This is a genomic window from Mucilaginibacter sp. 21P (assembly GCF_019331605.1).
Taxonomy (GTDB): Bacteria; Bacteroidota; Bacteroidia; order Sphingobacteriales; family Sphingobacteriaceae; genus Mucilaginibacter; species Mucilaginibacter achroorhodeus.
Genome location: NZ_CP063061.1, coordinates 2774863 through 2793350 on the forward strand (window position 1 = coordinate 2774863; position 18488 = coordinate 2793350).

Sequence of the window (18488 nt, forward strand, 5' to 3'; positions counted from 1 at the left end):
CGCAGTACTACCTATCATCTTATCGCTGAAAAACTTAATAAATAGAATTATGCAAGCTGCTAAATTAAATGAGGTTGTCGGGATTATCAAATCCATCAGGGAGGGCGGAATCAGAGTCTTTTATTCTGACGATCAGTTAAAAATATCGTCAAAAAAAGGTGTTAAAGTTCCGCAGGAGCTATTAAAGCAGATCCGTGATTACAAGACCGAAATTATTGAAGTTTTGCAGCAGGGAAATGAGCCAGACCTGTTCAACCCGGAATATAATGAGTGGTTTGATGAAAAATCACTGAATGAAATAGTTTGGGCCGAGGGAACCAGGGCTTTCCCAGTTATGCATCAACAGGAGAAAGAATATCTCCGATTCCTGTTTATCGGCGATTATGGCTTTAATCTTACTCTGAAAATACGTTTCGAACATTTTGACAGACAGGTTATAGAAAAAGTTTTTGAAACGATATTCGACAGGCACGAGAGCTTAAGAACAACATTTATTGACAACGATGGCGTTTTTAAACAAGTGATAAATCATGACGCCTTTGATAATAGCAGGATAAAATACGTGAACATGGTGAAGGATGCCGGCCGTGAATCGGCGCTGCAAAATCTAATTGCTGACTTGTCCAAACATCCGTTCAACTTTGAAAAGCAATCACTGGTTACCATAAACATTGTGCATTACCAGGAAGGTGTTTATTACCTGCTATTTACCCTGCATCATGTTATTTCAGACGAAACAACGTTAAACATTCTGCGCTCTGAACTGGAAACACTTTATGAAGCATATCTGAATGATGAGCCTAACCCGCTGACTGATGTGGCTATTCAGTACAAGGAATATGCAAAATGGGTCAATGATTTTTTGAACAGCGAAAAAGGAAAAAAGTCCAAAAATTTCTATCGCGAAAAAATTCTCAAAAGTCTTATTGAAAGTGGGATCAGGATAGGTGGCGAGGTTTCCTATAAAAAACAGTTGGAAGCTGATTTGCAGGAACGGTTAAAAACGGAAAACCTTTTGCTGCCAATCAGCAAAGCTTACGGGCTAATTGTTAACCTGATTGTTGAGCCCGGGGCCGCTTATAAAACACTACTTAACGGCAACGAGTTCGCAGTGCTGAAAAAAATCGCTGCCCAATATAATGTCAGCAGTTTTACGCTGCTCGTAACGTTAATGTCGATCCTGTTTTACAAAATTAAGAAAGATAAAAGCCTGCGAATCTACATTCCTTACACAACCCGCATTTTTGAGCAATTTCAAACCATAGTGGGATGGTTAGTGGGCGAGATTATTTTGTGTGTGGATATTAAGGCCGATAAAACGCTGTTTGAGATGGTGGAGTTGGTTAATAAGCAAATAACCGAATTCGCCCACCACCGCTTCTATCCGCATGAAAAGATAATGAGCGATCTGGATATCCCGCTGAATATTCTGGCACCTTATCACATCAATTTTATTAAAGAAGATCATCTCGTTAAGCCATTTGTTCCGGAACATTCTGTATTACAGCACGGCGCACACTTTGATTTACGCTGCGCCGTAACTGAATACACCGATGCCATCGAATTTTACATAGAATACAAATCCAGGGAGTTTTCTGCGCGAAATATCGAGGCGATGTTCAAAGAGCTGCTTGTTCTTTTAAAATCCTGAAGGTCGTGTCGGCGAGATGTAACCAGTGCCCGCTACTATTAATTATCATAAAAATCCTTAAAGCAATAATTTCATGAAAATTGTACAGTCGTTTTGGTCAAAGCCTCAGGCTGTTGCCTTACTCAACGGATGGGAGTCAAGGTTACACGGAGGCTGGTATGATGATAAATATCATCACATGAGTTGGGCGCTTAGTTGTTTGCAACTCCGCCGGTTTTACAAAGATGTGGAGCTGGTAACTGACGAAGCAGGAAAAAAACTGCTTATTGATCAGCTTAACCTGCCCTATACTAAAGTTACCGTAGTGCTTGATAACATAAATGATTATCATCCCGATTTATGGGCGCTTGGCAAGCTTTATAGCTACAATATTCAGGAAGAGCCGTTTTTGCACATAGACGGCGATATCTATATTTGGAAACCCTTTGAACCGGCGTTACTAAGGAGTGGGTTAATTGCCCAGCACCTGGAAAAAGGACACAGCTATTATGTAAAGGTAATGAAGATGGTTGACGAACACATCCCTTATCTACCGGAAACCCTTATCAACTACCGTAAAAACAATCCGGCCATCAATGCCTTTAATACGGGGCTTTTTGGTGGCTGTGATGTTGAATTTATCCGGAAATATTCTGAGCGCGCCATACAGTTTGTAAATGATAATATCGATTATTTAAATCGTATTTCAATCGGGCCGTTCAATACCATTTATGAGCAGGTGCTTTTTCTGTGCATGGCAAATGAGCATCATAAACCGGTACACCTTTTTACCAGTACCATCGGAGAAAAAAATGTGAACGACGAAATTAACAGTTTGGCAAACTTTAGAAAAGCCCCTGCAGGCGTTCCTTACATTCATTTGTTTGGTTGTAATAAGAAAAAGATTATGTATTGCCGCGAAGTGGCTTACAAATTAAAAGAAAACCACCCGGCCTATTATGAAATGATAATGGACATGACCGCCGTTTTTGCTTAACGGCTGCTTAACAGCCCAGGCTCAATCAGGACACTAACCTACTTTAACACAGATTCTAATACCCATTAATGCCAATTACTAAACCACTATGAATATGAAAAATATAAGATTTTTTCGCAAGCCATTGGCTGTGATGTTTGTCTTGAGTTTTACAAAGCTTGCCATTGCATGTGGTAATCCTGCTGATAACTTAAACACGGCACCTGCAGAGCTAACCAGTACCTTAGTTGATACAAAGCTTGAGGTAAAGTTCGATTTTCAGAAACATTACTTAATCGGAGCCGAATGGATTACCCTGAAAGCGCTTCGTCGCACAGACTCGGCATTTATAGATGCTAAGGGGATGGATATTGTTTCGGTAATGCTACTTAAGGCCAATAAAAAACTGACGCTTCAGTACAAATATGATGGCAGCAAAATCCGGATAGCTTTAGGCAAAAAGCTGGCATTAAATGAGCTTTATAGGCTGCACATTAAGTATGTCGCGAAGCCTGACGAATTGAAGCTGCCGCAGCAAAGGCGAATCTCAGAAACAAAGGGCCTATATTTTATCAACACACGCGGTGAGGAAAAAAACACGCCGGTTGAAATCTGGACGCAGGGTGAACCTGAAGCGTCATCGATCTGGTTCCCAACTATTGACAGGCCCGATCAAAAAACAACCGCGCAAATTTCCATTACAGTTCCGGCCAGGTACACCACCTTGTCAAACGGTGCGCTGATCAGCAAAGTAGCCGCACCTGGTAACATGCGTACCGACACCTGGAAAATGTCAAAACCGCATTCGCCGTATCTATTTATGATGGCCGTAGGAGAGTTTGATGTATACAGGGAAAAAGATACCAAGCCAGAGATTAGCTATTACATGGAGAAAAAATACTCGCCTTATGCGCGCAGTTTGTTTAGTAAAACACCGGAGATGATTGCTTATTACAGCAAAGTGCTTGGGGTGCCGTTTCCGTGGAACAAATATAGCCAGGTTGTGGTACGCAATTACACATCGGGTGCTATGGAAAATACAACTGCCACACTGATAGGTGAATTTGCACAAAAAACAAGCGCCGAAATTAAGGATGAGGGTTACGATGATCGCGAAAGCACCATTGCTCACGAGTTATTTCACCAATGGTTTGGCGACCTGGTTACTTGTAAAGACTGGAACAATGTCACTGTAAATGAATCTTTGGCGACGTGGGCAGAATCTTTATGGGCCGAGCATAAATATGGCCGTGAGTGTGGTGAGGCCGAATTGTTCAAGGATAGTAAAATTTACCTCGGGGGCGATAACGTAACCAAAAAAGCTCTTGTGCGAACAAGCTATAAAAACTCGCAGGAGGTTTTTGATGAGGTTTCGTATCAAAAAGGTGCCTGTGTTTTGGCCATGCTCCGTAATTACTTAACTGATAAGATTTTTTTTAAAGGTTTAAATATCTACCTGCTTAAACACGCATATAATTCGGCCTCGGCTCTTGACCTTCAGCGGGCGTTTGAACAGGCCTCGGCTCAAAAACTTGACTGGTTTTTCAATCAATGGTATAACAGGCCCGGCCACCCGGTTTTAGATATCACCTATAAATGGGATCAGGCCGCTAAAAAGCAAAAAGTTATATTAAAACAAACGCAGGAAGGCGAGGCATTTAAATTTCCGCTGCATGTTGATGTATATCTAAATAAACAACGTAAGCGCTTTAACCTATGGATGAACAGCAAAGCCGATTCGCTCGAATTCAATTTAGCCGCAGAACCCGAGTTGGTGAATGTTGACGGCGACAGGGTGCTGCTGGCTGATTTAAATGACCATAAAACGCTTAAGCAGTATATAGCCCAGTATAACGAGGGCATAAAGCTTGCCGACAGGGCCGATGCCATCGACAAATTAAGCGCTATGCAGGATAGCACCGGTGCCAAAGAACTTATGCTGAGCGCACTTACCGACAGGAACGCCGAGCTGCGGGCTATGGTTATCATGAAACTCGATCTGACCAAGACTTTACTAAAGCCGGAGGCTGAAGTGGCTTTAAGAAATGTGATCTTACATGATAATACTCCGTTTGTAAAAGCCGGAGCTATCCGAAAAATATCGTCTTTAAAGGATAAAGCAAACTATGCGGTTTTTGTAAAGGCGCTTAACAGTAACTCCTACGCCATAAAAGGCGCGGCGTTGTTAGCGCTCGCCGATCTTGACCCGGCCAGGGCAATTAAACTTGCAAAACCACTGGAAGCAGATAATAAAGGTGAATTAACAATGGCTATCGTGCGTACGTATTTTTCTTATGGCAATGAAGAGCAACTTGAATTTGTGACCAAAGTATTTGACGAAAGCAGCCTTGACACAAGGTTTGATATTGCAAAGGGCTGTACTATTCTCCTCTCCAGGGTTAACAACAGCTCGTTGGTCTTTTCAAATATCGATAAGATCAAATTGCTGGCTATTGAATTCAAAAAATTTGGTGTTGATAAATATGCCATCAAATGGCTTGACGAATTGATCAGAAAAAAACAGATAATGGCCGATAGCGAGAAGGGATTAGTTAAAGAACAACTGATTGCGCAGATCAACTTCATCAATAAATCAATTGATGAAGTTAGAAGTGCAAAAGCAGATAATTGATTTGTAATGCACTAATAAATACTTAAACAAAGTATTTTTTGACCATAAAGCACCGTGTTATGAACAGTATTGAAAAATTTCAGCTTTCGGTGATCATCCCGACTTATAACCGCAGCGATTTATTATCGTACACGTTGCAATCGTTGGCACAGCAAACATCTCGCATGAACTTTTTGAGGTCATCGTTTGCGACGATGGTTCCACAGATGAAACGGAGTTGGTAGTGCAAAACTTTTCGGAAAATTTGACACGCAAAGGATAAGAAGCAGCGCCATAACGAGAGGTATGAAAACTGTGTGCGTTTTTATATTAAGTCCGGTGCGCCAGCAATCAAAGTGTTCCTTGACAACTTCCTGGCAGAGGAATTGCTTGACATAAACGTGCTCTTAATGCAGCCTGCCGAGCTTAAGCTTGTTCCGTGCTAATAATTTTATAGGGCTGATGCAGCGTTTAGTTCTGCGTTAGCCCTGTATCGTTTACATAGGAAATGCAGGTGTTGATGTAATTTATTTTAGGGCTTTGTTAAAGCGTTGTACTTTTAAACAATGATAAAACATTGCACAATGAAGAACATAACACAAAAAAAGGTCTCCGGGGTATTTACTATCAATGAGCTGAATACCTTATGTCGCAGATACATCTGCACAGGTCTCATTGTTAGTTTGACATTGCTTGCAGGCGATGTTGCATACGGTAAAGATAGAGCGAGGATGGCGTGCCGTAGGTTGCCTAATCCCGTACGGTTATTAAAAGGTGAGTCGCGCATTATTGCCGGAGCGGTTTTGGATGCCCAAAACAAATCGCCCATCGGTTTTGCCACGGTTGAAATTATGCGACGCGCCGATAATAAGATAATTGCCCAGGCGAGCACCGATACCAGCGGCCGCTATCACATAACGGTAGAGAATATCGAGCTGATCTTGAGGGTGCGTTTGGTAGGTTATCAGCCTTTTAGTATGTCAATAGATCCGGGGAACAGCGCTGTTGATATCCCGGCAATTTACCTGCGGGCAGATAAGCATCAGCTTAATGAAGTTACAGTGTCGGCAAGTGTGCCGCTGGTACGTCAGCAGGTAGACCGTTTGAGTTATAACGTTCAGTCTGATCCTGAAAGTAAAATCAACAGTGTAATGGATATGCTGCGCAAGGTGCCGTTGCTTTCTGTTGATGCAGATGATAACGTAAAGTTAAAAGGTAGTTCGAGCTACAAAATTTTGATTGACGGTAAGGAATCGTCGCTGGTAGCCAGTAACCCCAAGGATGTTTTTCGCAGCATGTCTGCCAGTAATATCCTCAGGATCGAGGTAATTACCACTCCGCCAGCCAAATACAGCAGCGAAGGTCTGGCCGGTATCATCAATATCATCACCATTAAAAAAACCAATGATGGCTATAACGGCAACGTCGGGGTTAGCTACAAGTATCCAAATGGCCCGCGCGGAAATGGCGCAATAAGCTATAAATCGGGTAAGTTCGGATTAAGCGCTTATGGCGGTGCATCGGAGTATAACACCCCTCAAACCAATTTTTCCATCACCCAGAATGGTTTTGTCGACCCCGTAACCAGGGTATCGCAGCATGGTTCTGCCCAAACGCACAGCAATCTGGAATATGTTTCAACGCAACTTAGTTTCGAGGCTGATTCGCTGAACCTGTTTACCGCCAGTATGGGCTACAACCATAACCATAACCATAAAGAAGCCGGCGCAAGCATCTTCCAGTCGATAAACGCTGCCAATCAGTCGTACGATTTAAGGAATGATGGCCGCGGCCGTGGCGAAGGTTATGATCTGGGATTAGACTACCAGCTGGGTTTTAAGCGTTCTAAAGCTCAGCTGCTGATATTGTCCTACAAATTCAGCCATAATAGTAACAACCTTTTTAATGCGCTCACTACTTTTAACGCGGTCAACTACAACAGTCCTGATTACAACCAAGCCAATAATTCAGGCGTTAACGAGCATACCATCCAGGCCGACTATACGCACCCCGTACGAAAATTAACGATTGATTTTGGTGTTAAAGCCATCCTGCGAAAAAACTTCAGCGATTACGAGGTATCAGATCGTGACTCAGTTTTGGGGATATTTATTCTTAATCCCGGTGCAAGCAATCAATTCACCTACCAGCAAAACATCTATGCTATTTACAACTCCTATTTGCTTAATTTAAAGAAATGGACGTTTCAATTAGGCTTGAGGGGTGAGCGTACCAACGTAAACGCTGATTTTTCAAACTCACCTGCTAAAATTCCAAATTATGATAACTTTATCCCTTCATTCTCGGTCCAAAATAAAATTTCCGGCTCATCAAGTATCAACTTCGGCTATACTGAGCGTATTCTGCGCCCGGGCATTACACAGCTTAACCCATTCGTAGACCGGCAGAACCCCTTGTTTATCACCGTTGGTAATCCTAATCTCAAGGCTGAGTTAAACCATATAATCAACCTGAGTTACGGCGTTTACAAAGCGTATTCAATTAATTTTGGCTTGAGCTATACCTTTTCAAACAACAGTATTCAATACATCAGCCATCTTGGCGATGACGGCGTAACCCGTAGCACTTTTGAAAATCTTGGCAAAAATAAAAACCTCGAAGCCGATGTTAACGCAAATTGGCAAATAGGTAACCGCGTAAATATAAATTTAAACGGACAGTTAAGCCGCGTATGGTTAACAGGTGCGGTTGACTCGGCACTTTATAGCCGCAGTGCGTTTGTTGGTAATGCCAATGTTTATGTAGGTTACAAATTTGGCCATGATTGGCGCTCAGGTTTCAACTTCATGTACTTTAGCCCTGCTATAACGCTTCAGGGAACCAGTAGCCCTTACTATTACTCGTCTATAAGCTTATCAAAAAATATCACTAAAAATTTTAATATTTCAGGTTCAATTAGTAACCCGTATCAGCGTTACCTGAGCTATGATAACAAAACTGTCGACCCGCGTTTTGTGCAGATGACAACCAACCAGATTGTTTACCGCAGGTTTAATATCGGCGTTAACTACAAGTTTGGGAAACTTAAGGACGGCTCTATCAAAAGGAATAAAAAAGGCATTGATAACAACGATATCAAAATAGTACCAAGTTCGCTTCCCGGTAATTAAACGGTGATTTAAACTTATAAGAAATAGTTGCTTATTTAAGGTGGCACAAAATTGTTACAATTTTGGAGCTGCCTTTTTTTTTTAATTTTTCAGCAGGTTGAAACAATTGTGAGCGAACTTTTGTTTAAGTGCTCTTATTTTAGTTTGCTTAATAACTAATTAAAGGTACCTTTAACTAAGATAGTTAACGCATATATTCCAATAGCTTAAATTGTGGTACTATGACATCTTATCGCTTTTTTCCAAGTTTGGTTGTACGTAATCCTGCTATGCCTTTTAACGGTTATTCGGTAATGCAGGTTAAAGATCATCTAAAACTTCCTTTTTTTAAAAACGCCATTTTCCTGGCAAGTAAAACATTTTACCGGGAATTAGAAAAGAAAGGGTTTGACTATGATTTGCTAACGAAGAAGGAGAAAGGTACACTCATCAAGTATGTCAACCGGATGAGTCATCGCCCTACACCGTTTGGTTTGTTTTCGTCATTTTCCGTTCTCGAATGGGACAGGCAGGATAAGATTGTTCTCGAGGACCGGAAAGTTCATTTTAAATACGACTTTAAAAAGATAATACAGGTTACAGACCATATCTCTCTTTACGATCAGGAAAAATGCACTTACGTTATCAATCACTCCATGTATAAGGTTGGCGAGGTGTACCGTTATCTTACCCGCGTTGCCAACGAAGATGAAAAGTGTTTCAATTTCTCCATTTGCGCTATCGAAGCAAATTTGTTTTTAGAGCAAATTATAAGCCATTGCCAGGTTAAGCGGAGCTTTGATAAAATTGTTAATTTCATATCGGATAATGAAGACATAGAACCGGATTATGCCAAGAACATCATTGGCCGTCTGATTGATTTGCAGGTTTTGTTAAATAACCAGATGCCTAATATTACCGGCAGCGCATACGAAGATTATTTGAAAGATCAGGGTTTACTTGATGGTACGGCCTGCGTGAATATTGAACAGGGATCGGGCTTCATCACATCTCTAAACGAACCAACAGGGAACGATCTGCTCCTCAAAAATGTTGTAGACAATACCCACGACTATTATGTAAACCTTGAACGAAATACCGTTGCAAACAGTTTGAGCGATGAGTACCAGGTTAAACTTGAAGAGGGGCTGAAGTGTTTAATCAGGCTTTCGTCTGTTAACCAGCCAAATACCAGATTATCGAGTTTTGTCAAAGCTTTCAGGAAAAAGTTTGATGCACAGGTAGTTCCGTTGCTCTACTGTCTTGATCCGGAAACTGGTGTTGGTTATGATGACCTTGCCGAATCCGGCCGGGATAAAACGTTGCTCGATGATATAGTATGGCAAGAAAACGTCAGTCAGCAAAAACGTGGGACATGGTCTGAGCTGCATAGTTTTTTTCTTGAAAAAGGACAGCTAGGATCTATGAGCACTTTGGTGATTAACATTACCGACGATGATCTGAACAAATTAACCAACAATTCTGAGGAGGTGAATTTGCCGCCCACCACATCGCTCATATTCAGAATAGTAAATGACCGGCTGATAATTGAAAGCGCTGGTAGTGTTACCGGAACTGCGCTGATAGGTCGTTTCACCCGTTTTAATGCAAAAATTGCCGACCTGGCGCGCCAAATAGCACAGGCGGAACAGCGCTATAACAGCGATGTGCTGTTTGCAGATATTGCACATATTTGTAATTACCACACCGCCAATATCAACAGTCGCTTAAATATTTATAGTCACGAAATTCCGGTACTAACCAGTTCGGTAGTTGAAGACGATTCACAGATCCATTTGGACGATCTTTGGGTTTCCGTGAATAGTGGCCAGCTAATTCTGCAATCAAAAAAGCATAAAAAGCGGGTCATACCACGGTTGAGTTCTGCTTTTAATCATAACCGCAACAACCTTACGGTATTCCGTTTTTTATGCGATGTTCAGTACGATCAAATCAGCTCAAACTGGCAGCTGGATTTGAGTGAGCTTTTTCCGGGCCTTACTTATTATCCAAGAATTGAGTATAAAAGTGTAATAATTGCGTTAGCGGAATGGCACCTTAAAAAAAACGAGCTCAGTTTTATAAATACCGCATCAAAAACCGAGTGTCTGAAAAATTTCAACAAGTTCAGATCGGTTTACAACCTTCCGGATGTTGTAGCACTCACCGTACACGATCATCAGCTTGTTTTTGACCTGAACATTAACGAGGACGTATTTTTCTTTATCGAGACCGTAAAAGCCGAAAATTCCTTTGTTGTGCGCGAGTTTTTAATGCCCGATACCGATGGTGCTATTGTTAAAGACACCGAGGGAAAGCCCTATATAAGTCAATTTGTGGCATCGCTGTATCATTGGGATCAGATTTATCAGCCTTTAACCACCAGTATAACTGAAACACCGGTAAAAAGCCGCAATATGATGCCAGGAGGCGAGTGGTTATATTTTAAACTCTACTGCCATACCGCAAGGGCCAACGAAATTATTGTAGAGCATTTATTACCTGTTATAAACGCTTTGCTTGACGAGGAAAAAATTAATCAGTGGTTTTTTGTGCGGTATCTCGATCCGGATTTTCACTTACGTCTGCGAGTTAAATGCAATGGGAATAATGAGGGTGCAATTTTTGCACAGATCACTAAGGTGTTAAACCAACTTGTTGGCGTTAACGCCATGAGTAACTACCAGGTTAGCATTTATGAGCGCGAAATTGAACGCTATAGTGCCGGCCTGATAGAGTATTTTGAGGATATATTTTATCACAGCAGCCAGTATGTTTGCGATTACCTCAATCAAACGCTTATTGATGGGCTTGATCTGGATTATGATATTTTCGCCTTCATCAGTACACAGAACATTATTCGTGTTTTTAATTTAGATGGTGATGAACTGATTGCCTTTCTAAGCCAGGTATGCGATAATTTTTCGAAGGAGTTTAAAATTGAGGAAAGCCAGAAACACCGCCTTGATACTAAGTTCCGTTCGTTCCGCAAAAGGCTCGACGATTTGTTGCACACTCCGGGCGATGATCTGAACCTGCTTTGCTATGGCGTGGCGAATACAAGTCTCGTTGGTTCCATCCAGCAACTGCTTGCCGTTATATGGGCGGAGCGATCCGATTTGAAACTGAAATGGCTGGCAGATATCGTCCACATGCACCTGAACCGGATTTTTGTTGAAGACTCACGCAGGCAGGAATACATTATATACTTCCTGTTATTTAAATATGAGAAAGCCGCGCTTGCGCGTAAGCAAAAAAATAACTTGAAACGGCCGCCTATGCCAACGTCAGATTTATCTCAAGCTGATACTCCGTTTCTGAATCGTTAATTGAAATATTGTGCTTTTGCGGGTAATAAATGTCCAGCCTTGTTTTGGCGTTTTCTATACCGATGCCCCAACCCTTGTTAACGTTATACTTGCGTTTCTTATTACGGTAATGCATGTAAAGTTGGTTATCATCGCACCTGATGGTGACTATCGCAGGCATATCCGGATCGGTAAGGTCGCCATGTTTGTAGATATTCTCAATAAACGTGAGCAATAAAAGGGGGATGATTTTTTCGTCATCGAAATCGCCGTTTACCCGCATTTTAAGATTTAATTCCTTATTAAACCGCAGCTGGTTAAGCTTCACAAGGTTATAAATATGATCAATTTCCTTTTTCAGGCTTACCTTTCCGTCTTCGCCTATGTCAGATAATGAGTAACGCATTATTTCGGCTAAAAGCAGTATTGCATAGGCATTATCTTCCGATATTTTCCGTACAGAGTTGTAAATAAAATTTAAAGTGTTAAAAAGTAAATGCGGATTAAGCTGCGATTGCAAATAAGCCGTTTTCGCTTTCATCAGATTTTTTTCCAACTCTGCCTGTATTTTCTCCTGGAGCAATTTTTCCGTATTTAATTCGTCCACCATTTTCTTTTGTTCGCTTAACGATAGCGAAAACCAGTAAGCCAGGCTTATACCGGTGAAATATAAAGCCCTGTAAAACTCCTGGATAATAGTTAGCCTGATGTGCAGCATATCCTTTTTCAGATCGTCATCAAACCTGGAAAAAAAATGCACGATAATGAAGTGTATAATTATGTAGGCCGATATTTCCGCAGCTATAATGATTGTCATTTTGATAATACGATATCGCTTTGGACGTACATAATTAAGAAAATAGGTGTTGAGGTAAACCAGCCCGATATTGAGAGCATAGTGTATAGCATAATCATACCATTTGCCCAACCTGGCTACCATGGATAAGTACGACAGTTCGTAAGCAATAAAGATTACCCAAACCGCTATGTGTAGGTAAAGTTTTCCAGAAGTCAGAAATCTATAGATTTGCATAGTAGAAGATTATAAAAAAACTTGTCGTTCATCTACAGCATAACGTTGTTGAAGTAATAGATTTTGATACCATCGTGCCCGCTCTTAAATTTATTAAAAAAAAGCAATGAAAACTTTAAACAAAAACACTTACGATTTTAAAGCAAAAAACCTTTTTACTTTTAAAAAGGCTTCCTCTTCGGATTCTTCTGCCTACGGATATGACACAACTACAATATCTGTAACAACCACTACTAAAATAAGTGTAATGCTTAAATAATTATAAACCTATAAACAGCCTTTTATTAAAACTCGTAATAAAAACACTTATAATTTAAAATCGAAGAGCCTTTTCACCTTTAAAAAAGCTTCTTCTGCTTCGGGCTTTTTTGCATATGACTACAATACTACTACAATATCTGTAACAACAACTACCATAAAATGAATATAATACATAAATAATTATAAACCGTAAAAACAGGTCTTTAAAAGAAAATTTCAAGGACAGCGCGAGCCATTTCAAGACTCCAAGCTGTTTGAAAAAATGTCACGCTCAAAATTGGTAAACCACCCTGTGACAAATCAGTACCAACAGCATCAACTATCCTAATATTCAGCGATCTTTAGTTAGTGCAAATGGGCATCAGTTAATTTTTGCACATTGTTATGTTACCTTATTGGTATTTATTTGTTAAAACACAATATTCTCACCTTATGAGTTGTATTGAATGGGTTTAAATTTTAAATTTGGTTAGCATCATACCTAACAACTGCAACAACTGTGGATTGATGCTATAGCCAAATTATAAATTTATACGATTACCACCATGTTGACCTGTTACATTGTTGATGATGAATATCATGCCATCGAATCTCTGACCGATATTATCTTAAATACCCCTGGTCTCGAATTATTAGGCAGTACAGATAAGCCTTTATCGGCCCTGGAAGTCATCAATTCACAACAAGCGCCAGACCTTACGTTTGTGGATATCGATATGCCCCAAATTTCAGGTATCGAATTTGCGGGATTAATTAATATGTATTCGACAGTGATATTTACCACTGCTTATCCTAATTTTTCGCTTGAGGCCTACGATAAGCAAGGGTTCGACTACTTGCTAAAGCCGATTACTTACGAGCGTTTTTTGAAATGCATCAATCGGTATAAGGCTATAAAGAGTACAGCTAACGCTAGTAACGTCCTTGCATCTAATGATGATTACTTTTATATCAAAAGCGAGGTTAAGGGTAAGCTTGTCAGAGTGAATTACGATAGTATTACCTACATCGAGGCAGCGTTGAACTATGTAATTATTCACATGGACGACGACAAGAACCACATGACTTATCTTACTATGGGCGAAATAAGTTCACAATTACCGCAAGACAGGTTTATCAGGGTTCACAAATCGTTTATAGTTAATCGCGACAAGATCAAGGCGGTCGGTGGTAATAACATTTTTATGGACGAACATTTGATCCTAACACTCGGCAAAGCCTATCGAGATGAGTTTTATGATAACCTTAACAAAAAAGTTATCAAAACAAAACGGGGTTAGTGACTTTTGGCCGCGCTAATTTCCAGAGTCTTAAATTGTATTAATAACAAATTAGCGTTATCGACCGGCTGGCGTGACATCCGAAGGAAAATTAAACATTGCCTACAGGATACTGAACAACGAAGTCAACTGGCACAATCAAAACAAATATAAATACGACTATATACTTATTGAAAGTTCAGGGATTTCTTAATCGCTCCCAGTTGCTCAAACTTTTGATTTTATTGATGACAATCAGGTATGGCGTTTGGCAATTGCGCTCGTTTGGATACATTGGTTACTGTCGTCGACGCTTTTAATTTTTTTCTGGATTACGCTAGTCTCGAAAAGTTGCTTAATCGAGATCTTACCGAGGATCAAAATGATAGTCGGACGATTGTTAATCTATTAACTGAACAGATCGAATTTGCAGATGTCATTATTTTAAACAAAACAGATTTGGTCACATCTGCTGACGTGGAATTTATTGAAAGTTTGCTCAAACAATTAAAACCAGCGGCGAAAATTTATCGAACCAGCTTCGGATGTATCGATAATGTGTCAATATTAAATACAGGGCTTTTGATTACCCTACATCATCATCTTCGGCAGGCTGGATAAGAGAATTAAATGGTATACATACATCAGAAAGCAAAGGATTTGGAATAGCTTCTTTTTGTTTTCCGCAGCGTTGTCCCGTTTCATCCATATCGTTTTTGGGATTATTTAAATGTGCACTATCCGCAAAATGTAAATAGGGCAAAGGGATTATTTTTGGCTCGCTTCATCTCCAAATGAGGCGATTAACTTTTCGCAAGCTGGGGGATCCTTAAGACTGGAATCAGCGGGAGTTGGTGGGCATCAATGCCTTATAAGAAACGTGCTACATTTAGCGACTTTATGGAGAATCAAGTTGAAATAGAATCAAGATGGTCGACTCAATGGGAGGATGGTGTAAATGAAATTGTATTTATCGGTCAAAACTTGAATGAAGCGGAAATGATTCAAGAATTAAACAGTTGTTTACTTTCTGATTCAGAAATATTGGACTTTAAGCAAAATAGATTATTCCAAAATCCTTTCGAAAGCCTGCTGTAAGCAAAACCATTGGATGAAAAGTATCGAGAACGTACATATCAGTCGAAAGGCATAAAATCAACAACTTGGATTTAAGATCATACTTAAAAGCTCAATAGGTACCATTGATGATTTGATAAGCGATTACGCATAAATCAGAATATTTCAGCGAATCATAGGAATACATAATCCTATGATTCGCTGAATTAAAATCATTTGCCGATTATCAATGCTAAAGAAAAAATTTACAATTTTTATTTTTAAGGCTATTGATAATCCATTAATTGAAATTAAGGTCGGTTTACCTTCGCCACGTTCGGTTCTACCACTTGAAATAAAGGGATTTCAACTAAATGGCAAGTTCCTCTTATGACAGATCAATACAGTTTTTAAGTTCTCTTACCTTCAAGCCGAAGGCTTTAATAAGTTCAACTTCTTTGTTATGTATCACAATATCAAAAAATGAATTATAAAGGGGATTTTTATTCACACGTGTATGCGTTATTTATGTCAAAAATAGTTTTAACCATTAAATCAAAGCATTTGTCGCCATGTACTACTAAGTGGGTGATTTTAATCTTTTAGAGTATCAATACTCTAATAAATGCTTTTCCGGCTATTGAATTTGCTGAATTGATTTGCGAATGGATAGTCGAAGGATAAGACTAATAAGATAGTTATGGATCGGCCGGGAGTCCTTTAGTTTATAAAATATGGCTTAATGCGAACAAGTTGAACTCTTCAAATTTACATTTTCCGACAAGCAGTTGTTTTCTTTTAACGAAGCTTTTAAACTTCCTCCTTCAATATGTTAATTACCGCCGCCTGTATCTCATCTATTATAGACCAGTCCTTTGATAAATATAGATCGGTCACACTATTTTCATTGTCAATATGATTTAATGCCAATGCAACGTCATCGACTGAAAAGCGACATTTATTTCTAGCAATATCGGCAAACGCATGTCGGGCGTCATAAAATTCCAAATTAGAAATACCCAGGGTTTTTCCGATTGAACGCATGCCGTAAGCCAGCGCTTGGTCCAAAGTATTATGTGTACCATATCTTTCCGACAGTTTTTCGGCGTACTTCAAGAATAAAGGTCTTGCTTCAGGTATTAATTTTATACTAATAAACGCTTCATCTGTCCTGCGTGATGCCGTTTTGGATCGAGAATATTCTACTCGTTCGGGTAAATCTTTGGTCCTTTGAATTTTATAAAGGTCGACCGCATTCATCCCACATAAATAGAAACTTAGCATAAATAGATCTTTGGCAAGCTCGACTCTCGATCCAGGCTTAGACATAATATTGCCGATTGCAACCACCATTGATCTAGTTAGTTTCATTTTTCTACGTGGCTTGTATCTGATGATCTTGAACTTTTTAAATGGATAGTGTTTAATGATAGTGATTCCAAGATCCTCATCATTGTAATGGTCTTTTACATTATTGAAGAGTATTCTCAAATCTCGGAAATGACAATGAATACCATTGTTGGTCAATCCAGGCTCTTTAATTTTAATTAGCTTTTCAAATTGATTTTTACGGAAAAGGACACGAGGTTTTCTTAAAAAGATTTCGTATTTACTAAGCATTTTAGCTGTAATCGCGGATATAGGGACATGCTCAGATTGAAAATAATCAATCAAGCTATTAAGTACAGTTGTCATGTTTCCAGCACTTGACATTCTCTTTAAATCCTTTAATTCGTTCACTTTTGACCTGCCGTACGATATTACATCGATTTCTTCCGGCGTTAAACTCTTTGGGTCATTGAATTTTTGATATTTAAGTCTTTCTGCAAGTTGCCAAACATCTAAGTGGCCGGCCTTTGAACCAATTTCATTTAGCCCATTTCTATACGATTCTACCTCCTCTAAAACTTTATTAAGTATGAATCGATCTTTAATTTCAAAAGACTTACTTATTTGTTTACTCGTGACAAAATACACTGTATCCATGTAAATGGATTTTCGTTTGTGAGTAAGCCGGATTTTAACATTCCATGTCTTGTCTTCTTTCTGGTGATGCGGTAAAATGATTTGCTTAATAGTTGCCATATCGGATCTAATTAGCGACGCAATGTTTTACAAAGCGAGATTTTGTAAAACATTTGTAAAACATTTACGTCAAATTCAACAAAAAAACCTGTTTAACTTGTCTTGACCGATTCAAAACGATATGGAAATGGGAGAGGCTAAAAATGCCTCTGAGCTATAAAAAAAGCCCTTTTTTTAATAAAAAAGAGCTTTTGAAATTCTGTGACCCCGGAGAGATTCGAACTCTCGACCCAATGATTAAGAGTCATTTGCTCTACCAGCTGAGCTACGGAGTCGTGATTATAGTAAATGGATCGCAAATATACTATCTGCTAACTAAATTTGCGTTAATTAAATAGGTTTATTCTCAATATTCAGCTAACACGTTAAAGCCCAGCCCAACTATCCCTTCTTTTTCCCATGTACCCTGGCTTGTTTCGCGGGCTATGATGGCGCCGCTAAATAAACTTGCCGAGAACCAGATATTTTCAGCGCGGCTTTCCGTTACCCATTCCAGGCTTACAAAGAATTTGTCGTCAACAACAATATTATAAGGATTAAGGTCAGCGGTAATCATATCCTGTCCTTTTTTGATAGTCACAAATATGTTTTGATTTTGCAATAGTTGATCAGGCAGTCCGTTTTTTATCGTGTAGAAGTTCAACCGCATCGTTACCGAATCCGTCATTAGCGTTGACGACAGCGAAGCATTAAACTGCTTTAAGTAAGTGGGGGACTTCTTGATCTTAATAATAGTGCCTATCTCGTTACCGGGCCGGCCGGTATTGAAACTGGCATTAGTATTTTTAGAGCGGGTTGTATTGCCTAATATCACCTGCTTCCATTTATGGTTGCTTACCTTTACTTCGTTTAACTGCATTGTTGCGGGCTGTAAAACAAAGTTTTTATCCCGCATATTTATGGCATCTGCTATTTTAAAAGTTAGCGGCACATAGCCCACCATTGATAGTCGTAGCGTATCGTTAGGATGATCGGAGAGATTTAGATTGAACGATCCATCTTTGCCGGTAACCGTACCTATGCTTTTCCCCATTACGCCAACATTAACGTATTGGAGCGGAGCCTGCGTTTTCCCGTCGATAACTTTACCTGTAAGCTCCTGCGCTTTAGCAAAAAATGCCGGTACGATAAGTAATACAATTAACAGTATACGTTTCAT

General features: G+C 39.7%; 13 protein-coding genes, 1 tRNA gene and 1 pseudogene. 10 read left to right on the plus strand and 5 right to left on the minus strand.

Features of this window, described 5'->3' with window-relative positions; all coding sequences use genetic code 11:
- Nucleotides 1-49: 49 nt before the first annotated feature.
- The 6 genes from INP83_RS12415 to INP83_RS12440 all read left to right on the plus strand — a co-directional run bounded on the left by INP83_RS12415 (nt 50) and on the right by INP83_RS12440 (nt 11656).
- Complete coding sequence (locus tag INP83_RS12415; RefSeq protein ID WP_219124391.1) at nt 50-1651, plus strand: condensation domain-containing protein; 1602 nt, start codon at nt 50-52, stop codon at nt 1649-1651.
- A 73-nt stretch (nt 1652-1724) separates the two neighbouring features.
- The gene (locus tag INP83_RS12420; protein WP_219124392.1) at nt 1725-2627 is read left to right on the plus strand and encodes a DUF6734 family protein; all 903 of its coding nucleotides are present in this window, start codon (nt 1725-1727) and stop codon (nt 2625-2627) included.
- A 94-nt stretch (nt 2628-2721) separates the two neighbouring features.
- The gene (locus INP83_RS12425; protein WP_219124393.1) at nt 2722-5238 is read left to right on the plus strand and encodes a M1 family metallopeptidase; all 2517 of its coding nucleotides are present in this window, start codon (nt 2722-2724) and stop codon (nt 5236-5238) included.
- Nucleotides 5239-5395: 157 nt separating this feature from the next.
- Nucleotides 5396-5500, plus strand: coding sequence for a glycosyltransferase (locus tag INP83_RS21400; protein WP_370630619.1), 105 nt, complete (start codon nt 5396-5398; stop codon nt 5498-5500).
- Nucleotides 5501-5801: 301 nt separating this feature from the next.
- The gene (locus tag INP83_RS12435; protein WP_219124394.1) at nt 5802-8348 is read left to right on the plus strand and encodes an outer membrane beta-barrel family protein; all 2547 of its coding nucleotides are present in this window, start codon (nt 5802-5804) and stop codon (nt 8346-8348) included.
- Nucleotides 8349-8569: 221 nt separating this feature from the next.
- Nucleotides 8570-11656: a lantibiotic dehydratase gene (locus tag INP83_RS12440; RefSeq protein WP_219124396.1), complete on the plus strand. Its 3087-nt coding sequence runs from the start codon at nt 8570-8572 to the stop codon at nt 11654-11656.
- Here INP83_RS12440 and INP83_RS12445 read toward each other — a convergent pair.
- Nucleotides 11604-12668 carry a sensor histidine kinase gene (locus INP83_RS12445; protein WP_219124398.1) on the minus strand — a complete coding sequence of 355 codons (1065 nt, stop codon included), beginning with the start codon at nt 12666-12668 and terminating at the stop codon, nt 11604-11606. The two genes, INP83_RS12440 and INP83_RS12445, sit on opposite strands and share 53 nt — an antisense overlap.
- Before the next feature lie 106 nt (nt 12669-12774).
- Here INP83_RS12445 and INP83_RS12450 point away from each other — a divergent pair, with 106 nt between their 5' ends.
- From INP83_RS12450 to INP83_RS21405, 3 genes are all read left to right on the plus strand, one after another.
- Nucleotides 12775-12927, plus strand: a complete 153-nt coding sequence (locus INP83_RS12450) for a hypothetical protein (protein ID WP_219124400.1) — start codon at nt 12775-12777, stop codon at nt 12925-12927.
- Between the two features lie 547 nt (nt 12928-13474).
- Entirely contained in the window at nt 13475-14209 is a 735-nt protein-coding gene (locus tag INP83_RS12455) for a LytTR family DNA-binding domain-containing protein (protein WP_219124402.1), read from the plus strand.
- A 240-nt stretch (nt 14210-14449) separates the two neighbouring features.
- Nucleotides 14450-14809, plus strand: a complete 360-nt coding sequence (locus INP83_RS21405) for a GTP-binding protein (protein WP_219124404.1) — start codon at nt 14450-14452, stop codon at nt 14807-14809.
- Here the strand turns inward: INP83_RS21405 and INP83_RS21220 are convergent.
- Nucleotides 14775-14897 carry a hypothetical protein gene (locus tag INP83_RS21220; RefSeq protein ID WP_255563141.1) on the minus strand — a complete coding sequence of 41 codons (123 nt, stop codon included), beginning with the start codon at nt 14895-14897 and terminating at the stop codon, nt 14775-14777. The genes INP83_RS21405 and INP83_RS21220 overlap by 35 nt on opposite strands.
- A 23-nt stretch (nt 14898-14920) precedes the next feature.
- Here INP83_RS21220 and INP83_RS21225 point away from each other — a divergent pair.
- A pseudogene (locus tag INP83_RS21225) lies at nt 14921-15286 on the plus strand (GTP-binding protein).
- A 768-nt stretch (nt 15287-16054) separates the two neighbouring features.
- Here the strand turns inward: INP83_RS21225 and INP83_RS12475 are convergent.
- The 3 genes from INP83_RS12475 to INP83_RS12485 form a co-directional block, all read right to left on the minus strand.
- Complete coding sequence (locus tag INP83_RS12475; protein ID WP_219124408.1) at nt 16055-17329, minus strand: site-specific integrase; 1275 nt, start codon at nt 17327-17329, stop codon at nt 16055-16057.
- 202 nt (nt 17330-17531) lie between these two features.
- Nucleotides 17532-17604, minus strand: a tRNA-Lys gene (locus INP83_RS12480).
- 71 nt (nt 17605-17675) lie between these two features.
- Nucleotides 17676-18488, minus strand: a complete 813-nt coding sequence (locus tag INP83_RS12485; protein WP_219124410.1) for a carboxypeptidase-like regulatory domain-containing protein — start codon at nt 18486-18488, stop codon at nt 17676-17678.